Source organism: Variovorax sp. P1_H12_2 (genome assembly GCF_056405335.1).
On record NZ_JBFUCI010000318.1, the window covers coordinates 1 to 7,539 of the forward strand.

Below are 7,539 nucleotides of genomic sequence, written 5' to 3' on the forward strand. Positions count from 1 at the left end.
ACGCTGGCTTGCTGGGCGCCGTAGTTCAGCACGTCCTGGTTGCGCGCGATGGTCAGCCACTTGGGGCTGCCTTCGTTGCTGCCGGCGGTGATCTGGCGCACGGCGTTGGTGAGCGACATCGTGGTCTGCACGCCCGGCACCTGCTGCAGCGTCCAGGCCAGCCGGTCTGCTTCCACCAGCGTCTCGTACTTCAGGCAGCCTTCCTTGGCGGTCTTGACGATGACCGCGAAGGTGTCGCTCGACAGCGAGTAGTTGGCCGTGACGAAGGCGTTGTCGCGGTTGTAGCGGGAGTCCGCACGCAGCTCGGGTGCGCCGGGGTCGAGGTCGCCGATCTTCAGGTGCGTGCTGACCGCGAAGCCCGCCACCAGCAGCGCCGCGGCCGACACGACGGTTGCGATGGCCCAGCGGCGTTCGGTGAAGCGGCCGAGCCAGCCGTAGACGCGGTCGAAGCCCCGCTCTTCGCCCCCGTCGCGTCCGGCGCGCAGGCTGCGCTCGGCCGCGGCACCGCTGACGCCGATGTACGACAGCAGCACCGGCAGCAGGATCAGGTTGGTCACGATCAGCACGGCAACGCCGATGCTGGCGGTGAGCGCGAGGTCCTTGATGACGGGGATGTCGATCAGCATCAGCACCGCGAAGCCCACCGCGTCGGCCACCAGTGCGGTCAGGCCGGCGAGAAAGAGGCGGCGGAAGGTGAAGCGCGCCGCCACCAGCCGGTGTGCGCCGCGGCCGATGTCTTGCATGATGCCGTTCATCTTCTGCGCGCCGTGCGACACGCCGATCGCGAAGACGAGGAAGGGCACGAGGATGGAGTAGGGGTCGAGTTCGAAGCCGAGCCCGGCCACCAGCCCGAGCTGCCAGATCACCGCCACCAGCGAGCAGGCAACCACCAGCGCCGTGCTGCGCAGGCATCGCGTGTAGAAGTAGATGATGAGCGTCGCCACGAGCGCAGCGAGGCCGAAGTACAACGCCACCTGGTAGAGGCCGTCGATCAGGTCGCCGACCAGCTTCGCGAAGCCGATGCTGTGCACCTTGACGCCGGTCGGCTGGCCCTGTGCGTCCGTTTCGTAGCGCGCTCGCATCTCGTCGAGCGAGTGCGAAAGGCCGCGGTAGTCGATGCGCTGGCCGGTGCTGGCGTCCAGCAGCGGCACGACGATCATGCTGGACTTGAAGTCGTTGCCGACAAGTCCGCCGACCAGCCCGGCGCGCGCGATGTTGCCGCGCAGCTGCTCGGTGGCGGCGGGCGAGCCGTCGTAGTTGTCAGGCATCACCGGCCCGCCTCGGAAGCCTTCCTCGGTCACCTCGGTCCAGCGCACGGCGGGCGCCCAGAGGGATTTCATCCACGCGCGGTCGACTCCTGGCGTCAGGAAGAGTTCGTCCTGGATCTTCTTGAGCGCGCTGAGGTACTTGGGGTCATAGATGTCGCCCTTCGTGTTTTCGACGACCACGCGCAGCGAGTTACCCAGCCCGCGCAGGTCCGCGCGATGCTCCAGGTAGTTCTGGATGTAGGGATGGCCCTGCGGGAGCATCTTCTCGAAGCTGGCGTTGAGCGTCAGCCGCGTCGCGGCCAGGAAGCCGAGCAGCAGAGTGATCAGGCCACAGACGACCATGACCGCGAAGCGATGATTGAAGATGAGCCGCTCCAGGCGTGAGCCGGAGCGGGTGTCGAACGGGTCGAGCGAAGTCGGCGCGGACAGGTCCGCGGGTGTGGGGGTGTGCATGGGGTTCTCCGGCTGCCCGCTCAGGGCAGGGGAAGCGATTGGGCGCCGCGTGGCCCGGCGATGACGAGCGTGCCCTTGACTGGGGTCACCACCGCGGCGGCGGGAACGGTGCGTTCGGTGGATGCGGCCTTGAAGCTCGCACCGTCGTCGGTGCTGCTCAGGATGTGGCCGGCCTGGCTGACGATGACGATGCGCCCGTCGTCCTGCAGGGTGCCCGCGGTCAGGCCGACCTGGAGGCCCGTGGGCGTCTGTTGCCAGCTCCGGCCGCCATCGGTGCTGCGCAGCGCGGTGCCGCGCAGGCCGTAGGCAACAAGGGAACGGGTGCTGCCGGTGATGCCGAACAGCGTGCCCTTGTAGGGCAGTTCGAGTGCGCGGAAGCGCGTGTCGCCGCGCTCCAGCTTGAGCAGCAACCCCTGCTCGCCGCTGATGTAGACGTCGGAGCCGATGCCTCGCACGGCGTAGAGGTGCAGGCCCTTCGGGTTGTCGAGCGCGTGAAGCCACGGCGCCCAGCGCGCGCCGCCGTCGGTGGTGTGCAGCACGAGGCCGAACGCACCGACGACGAAGCCTTCGGAAGCATCTCGGAACCAGACGTCGAGGAAGGGGTTCTCGGCGCCTTGGGCCTCGAAGCGACGCGCCTCGTCGATCAGCAGGCCGGCGCGCTTCGGATCGTCGGCGGAGAGGGCCGCCGCTTCGCGGAGGTAGTACTCGACCATCACGCCGCCGACCTTCAGGCCGTCGAGCTGGACGGTCCACGTCACGCCCGCATCGGTGGTGCGCAGCACGACGCCGTCGTGTCCCACGGCCCACCCGTTCATCGCGGTCGGGAAGCTGACGGCAACCAGGTCCGAGCTGACCGGCACTTCGGCCTGGCGCCAGCTCTTGCCGGCATCGTCGGAAAAGAGGATGTGGCCGCGCTGCCCGACCGCCACGATGCGGCTGCCCGCGCTGGCCAGTCCGTTGAGCAATGCACGCGAGGCGAGCGGGCTCTTCACTGCCGGCGTGTCCAGCACGTCGCGCCATCCCTTGCCCGAGGCGGGCTGCGTGGCCCATGTCGCCGCGCCGGTGGCCAGCGCGATGGCCAGGGCCACGCCACCCGTGGTGACTCGCTTCGCGTTCATCGAGAGTCCCCGTCTCAGCGGACGCCGGCGCCGGCGAGCGAGTCGGCAGTCCATTCGCGGTCGCTCAGCGCCTTCGTGTGGCGCAGGCCGCCGGTTTCGGCGATGTAGCCGGTCAGCGAGTAGATGCGCGAAGCGAAGTCGTAGTGGCCGAACATGTCGGTGTACGGCGCCGGCAGGTCGTAGCTGGGCGCCATGTAGGCGAATCCGGCGCGGTAGAGCTGGCCGCGGGCGTCATAGTTGTCCGAGGCCAGTGCCGCCCACGAATCCTCGTCGAGGTAGAAGGTGCGCTTGCTGTAGACATGGCGCTTCCCCTCGCGCAGGGTTGCTTCCACCACCCACACGCGGTGCAGCTCCCAGCGCACCAGGTCCGGGTTCAGGTGATTGGGCTTGAGCAGGTCGTCCTGCTTGGACTGGTACACCGCGCCGTAGGCGTTGTAGGGCACGATCATCTCCTTCTTGCCGACCAGCTTGAAATCGAAGCGGTCCATCGAGCCGTTGAAGATGAAGGTGTCGTCGAAGGTCGTGGCGCCGGCGGTGCCCGGGTTGGGCGTGTCGTGGGACAGGTCGGGGGCGACCTTGACGCGGCGCTGGCCGGGCAGGTAGCTCCAGGCACGGCGGTCCTTCTGGCCCATGTCCAGGGGATCGACGATCAGCAGGGCCTCGCCGGCGCGCCGCGCCGGTCCGGTGTAGGTGAGCTTGATGCGCCAGTAGGTGTCCGCGGTGGCCCTGGCCGTATCCCAGAAGGGGAAGTCCTGCACGCTCATCCCTTCGGTGGCCAGTGCCGGCCGTCCGCTGGCGTCGACGTTCAGGTTGCGGTACTTGGCCTCGTAGCTCTGGCCGTTGAACCGCACGAGGTGGTTCCACATGGCCTCGTAGCCATCCTTGGGAATCGGGAACGGGAATCCGGCATGGGCGCCGTCGATCGAGCGTCCTTCGTTGACCGTCCTGGCCTGCTGCGCGCCGGCTGCGGTGTTGTCGGTGACGAACTTCGGAAAGGCGACGGTGCGGTGCGTCGGATAGACGTCGACGCGGAAGCTCGGGTACTTCTGCAGCAGCGCCTTGGTGCCGTCGGTCAGGCGGTCGGCGTGCTCGGCCATGTTCTTGGCGTCGATCACCAGGCGCGGCTTTTCGCCGGCGAAGGGGTCCGGCCGGATGCCGTCGCCTGCCTTGTAGCCGCCGGGGGCGCTTTTCAGGCCGCCGGTGTAGGCGGGGATGGTGCCGTCCTTGTTGGCGGCCTTGTCCGCGCCGACGGGCGTGAGGGTGGTGCCGAGCGCCTTGGCCTCGTCGGCGGTGATCGCCGCCTGGGCGGCCAGGCCTGTCGATGCGGCAACGAAGCCGGCAAGGAGCGAGTGGGAGAGTTTCATGATCGGAGGATCCTCAGAAGGTGGTCTTGAAGGTGAGGCTCAGGAAACCGCGGTCCTTGAGCAGGGTGGTGAAGCCGTTCTGCGCGGTGACGGCGAATCCGTTGTCCTTGTAGTGGCCGACGTAGTCGATGTATTTCAGGTCGAAGCGGTATTTCTGGCGGACGTCGACACCCAGGCCGACGCTGTAGTTGCCGTTGCCCTGGTTGCCGCCGAAGACCGTCGGCGCGTTGCCGCTGAGACCCACGGCATAGGTGAGCGGTGCCGACAGGTCGATGCCGGGAAAGACCTGGAACCAGGTCGGCGTGAACGAGAAGCCGGCGCCGAAGTAGTTCTTGGTCGTGCAGCCGTCCCACTTGTCCTTGCCGATGCAGGGCGCGAAGCCCTCGGCGAAGAACAGGTTCTGGCCGCTGCGGACCTTGCCCCAGCTCGCCCAGACCAGCTCGGCGGCCCAGGAAGCGGTGTCGAAGAGGGCGGTCTTCGGCACGATGCCGACGGCGTTCACGAGGCCGTGGTAGGTGTCGCCGCGCGGGCCCTTGGTGTCGCCCTGCGCAGGCAGGCCGGGCGCGATGCCGAGCACCGTACTGTTCAGCGGCGTGTTGTGGCGCAAGGACAGCTCGGAGCCGAAGCTGATGCCGCCGATGTTCTTGGCCAGGCTGACGCCGTACAGGTCGACGTCGTCGGCGTAGATCAGGTTGTAGCGGCTGATGCCCGGCCCGACGCGCGTCAGGAAGGTCTGCGGCAGCTTGTCCGAGAACCTGCGGTAGTAGACGCCCATGGTGCCGTCGAGCCACTCGGGGCTCCAGCGGGTGGACAGGCCGCCCTCCTGGCCGCGCTGCTTGGGGTCCGACGGCGCGCCGCGCTGGGCGAAGCCCAATGCCGGCGAGAGGAACTGGCGGTCGGGTCCGTTGAAGGCGAAGTCCACGGGACCGAGGTAGGTGCCGCCTTCAGGGTAGCGGAAGGACTCCCACTCCAGCATGTACTGCGCGGCGACCGAGACGGTGTCGGTGAGTTGCGCCTGCATCGAGAGCTGGTTCAGCGGCCGGAACAATTCCTTCGCTTCCACGCCGGGCGTGGCAAAGCCCTTCTGGAGGTCCAGCGGGTTCTGGGCGTAGGCGATGCCGTTCAGGTTGCCGGCAAGGAACAGGGATTCGCCCCAGTACAGCGAATGGCTGCCCAGCTTGGCGTTCACGGGCACATCGCCGATGTCGACGCCACCGAAGACGAAGGCGTCGAGCCACTCGCCCGACGGACCGCGGTAGTAGCGGTCGGTGTAGGGGCTGTACTTCTTGTTGACGTAGCTGGGGATGTTCGTGAAGGGCGGGAACGGGTTGGTCTTGCTGTTCGGGCCGTAGGCATGGTCGTACCAGCCGGCCGCGCTCACGCGCGCGCCGTAGCGCTTCATGTAGGTCAGGTCCAGTTCGCTCAGGAGGTCCAGCCGGTTCGTGACGGTTTGGCCGTGGTTGAAGCTGTAGGTGCCTTCGTCCGCGATCACCGTGTTGCCGATCTTCTGGTCGCGGCTCTCGACGCGGTTCGCGTAGTTGTAGCGAACCGTGTTGTCCCACCGGATCGACACGTCAGGATTCCCGGTGTCGAATTCGAACGCGCTTGCGCCCCCCGGGGCGAGCGTGACGAGAAGGACCGCAGCGGTCGTGGCTGCGATTCGAAAGGACGAGCGGGCTTCAATGGATCCCGTCTTCAGTTTTGGGTGGTACACGTGTCTCCAGTGCGTGGTCAGTGGGGGGAGCCCCTGGCATGCGATGGGCCGGGGAACGGGCGGAATTTTGAAGTTCAGGACCGTGCGCACCCCCCTCCTTGGGGGAGGGGGGCGGGGGGTGGGAAAGCCTCAACCCCGCTGGGGAAGCTGTGGTTCCCGGGGGCCGGATCCGGCCTCCAGGGATGGCTGGGCATCGGCGTCGACGGGCCGGTATAAAGTCGGCCTCCGACCCGAGGCAAGGACTATCCATGGCAGTACGAACAAACGAATGGGCCGCCAAGGTGCTGATGCTGCTCAAGGGCGGCAACACCGACGCGGCGCTCGCGCAGATCAAGGTCGCGCCGAGCGTGAAGGACATCCTGGCGCTCAAGGCGGCGCTGGCGGGTGCCCGATTGCCAGGGCGCCGGCGCGACGTGGACGACACGATCCAGCAAAGCATCGATGCGCTGTCGGCGCCGCGCCTGCACCGCTCGCCCTGAGGCCCGAGGCAAAAAGGTGCCGCCAAGGCGGCCCGCGCCCACCGCCTGAAGGGCGGGATGCCCTGGTTCACACCGCGCGGGGCTGCGGCGCCAGGTCGATCCCCGCATCGCGTTCCCGGCGCCACGCACCGGGTGGCATGCCGACCAGGCGCTTGAAGGCCCGTGCGAACGCGGCCTCGGACTCGTAGCCGACGTCCAGCGCGATCGCGGCGACGGTGGCGCGGGTGTCAAGCAACTGCCGCGCCGCCGCCTGGACGCGCCACAGCGCCAGATAGTGGATCGGCGGCATGCCGATCAGGTGGACGAAGCGCTCGTGCAATGCCGAGCGCGAGAGACCGACGCTGCGTCCGAGCTCGTCGATGGTCCAGTCCTGCGCGGGCCGCTCGTGGATCAATGCCAGCGTCCGGCCGACATAGCGGTCGCGCAAGCCCGCCAGCCACCCCGCGCTGTGCGCAGGCAGGAGGTCGGCGTAACGCCGGACGGCATCCACGAACATCAGTTCGCTCATGCGGGCGAGCATCGCCTCGCCGCCCGGACGCCGTGCATGCGACTCGGCCACCGCCTGCTGGGTGAACTTCGGGATCCAGGCATCGCCCTCGGTGGCGCGCAAATGCATCAGGTGCGGCAGTGCAGCAATCAGCGGGTTGAAGGGCTGCAGGTCGCAACCGAGAAAGCCGCAGACGATGGTCGCGTCCGCATCCGGATCCGGCGGCGCCGAACGCATGAAGTTGCGGCCGTTGTAGGCAAGGCGCAGCGGCAACGGCTCGACTTGCGCGCCGGCGAACCAGCTGAAATCGCTGTCGCCGCGCATCCCGGGCGCGCTCGACACCACATGGGCATCGCCGTGCGGGAACATCACGACGTCGCCGGCGAAAAGCTGCACGGACGGCCCGCCGGGAATTCCGGCCCAGCAGCTGCCCTGCGCGACCGCGTGGTACTCCATCACATGGTCGACGCCATGCATCAGCAGGGGCGCGAGTTCCTTCGTCGACGGGGCCTCGGCGGCCCATTCGCTGTTGCCGCTGATGCTGAAGAACACCGCGCCGCGCAGGCGCACGCCGCGCAGCACGTCCGACAGCGTGTCCTGGCTCATCAGGGCCCGGGGGATGGCGCGCGAACAAAGGAGGACGCGCAATCAAGTGC

The 7,539-nt window shown here is 68.1% G+C and carries 6 protein-coding genes; 1 reads left to right on the forward strand and 5 read right to left on the reverse strand.

Annotated features, from left to right (window positions below; genetic code table 11):
- From AC1D2K_RS25270 to AC1D2K_RS25285, 4 genes are all read right to left on the reverse strand, one after another.
- Window positions 1-1,721: efflux RND transporter permease subunit (locus AC1D2K_RS25270; RefSeq protein ID WP_478091897.1), on the reverse strand; the 1,721-nt coding region annotated here is incomplete at its 3' end.
- A gap of 20 nt (window positions 1,722-1,741) precedes the next feature.
- A complete protein-coding gene (locus AC1D2K_RS25275) occupies window positions 1,742-2,839 on the reverse strand; it encodes a WD40/YVTN/BNR-like repeat-containing protein (RefSeq protein WP_478091899.1) in 1,098 nt (365 codons plus the stop codon).
- Window positions 2,840-2,853: 14 nt separating this feature from the next.
- The gene (locus AC1D2K_RS25280) at window positions 2,854-4,203 is read right to left on the reverse strand and encodes a DUF1329 domain-containing protein (RefSeq protein WP_478091901.1); all 1,350 of its coding nucleotides are present in this window, start codon (window positions 4,201-4,203) and stop codon (window positions 2,854-2,856) included.
- A 13-nt stretch (window positions 4,204-4,216) separates the two neighbouring features.
- Window positions 4,217-5,902, reverse strand: coding sequence for a DUF1302 domain-containing protein (locus AC1D2K_RS25285; protein WP_478091907.1), 1,686 nt, complete (start codon window positions 5,900-5,902; stop codon window positions 4,217-4,219).
- 263 nt (window positions 5,903-6,165) lie between these two features.
- Here AC1D2K_RS25285 and AC1D2K_RS25290 point away from each other — a divergent pair, with 263 nt between their 5' ends.
- A complete protein-coding gene (locus AC1D2K_RS25290) occupies window positions 6,166-6,396 on the forward strand; it encodes a hypothetical protein (RefSeq protein ID WP_478091903.1) in 231 nt (76 codons plus the stop codon).
- A 67-nt stretch (window positions 6,397-6,463) separates the two neighbouring features.
- Here AC1D2K_RS25290 and AC1D2K_RS25295 read toward each other — a convergent pair whose 3' ends face one another.
- The gene (locus AC1D2K_RS25295) at window positions 6,464-7,489 is read right to left on the reverse strand and encodes an AraC family transcriptional regulator (RefSeq protein WP_478091905.1); all 1,026 of its coding nucleotides are present in this window, start codon (window positions 7,487-7,489) and stop codon (window positions 6,464-6,466) included.
- Between the last annotated feature and the right edge of the window lie 50 nt (window positions 7,490-7,539).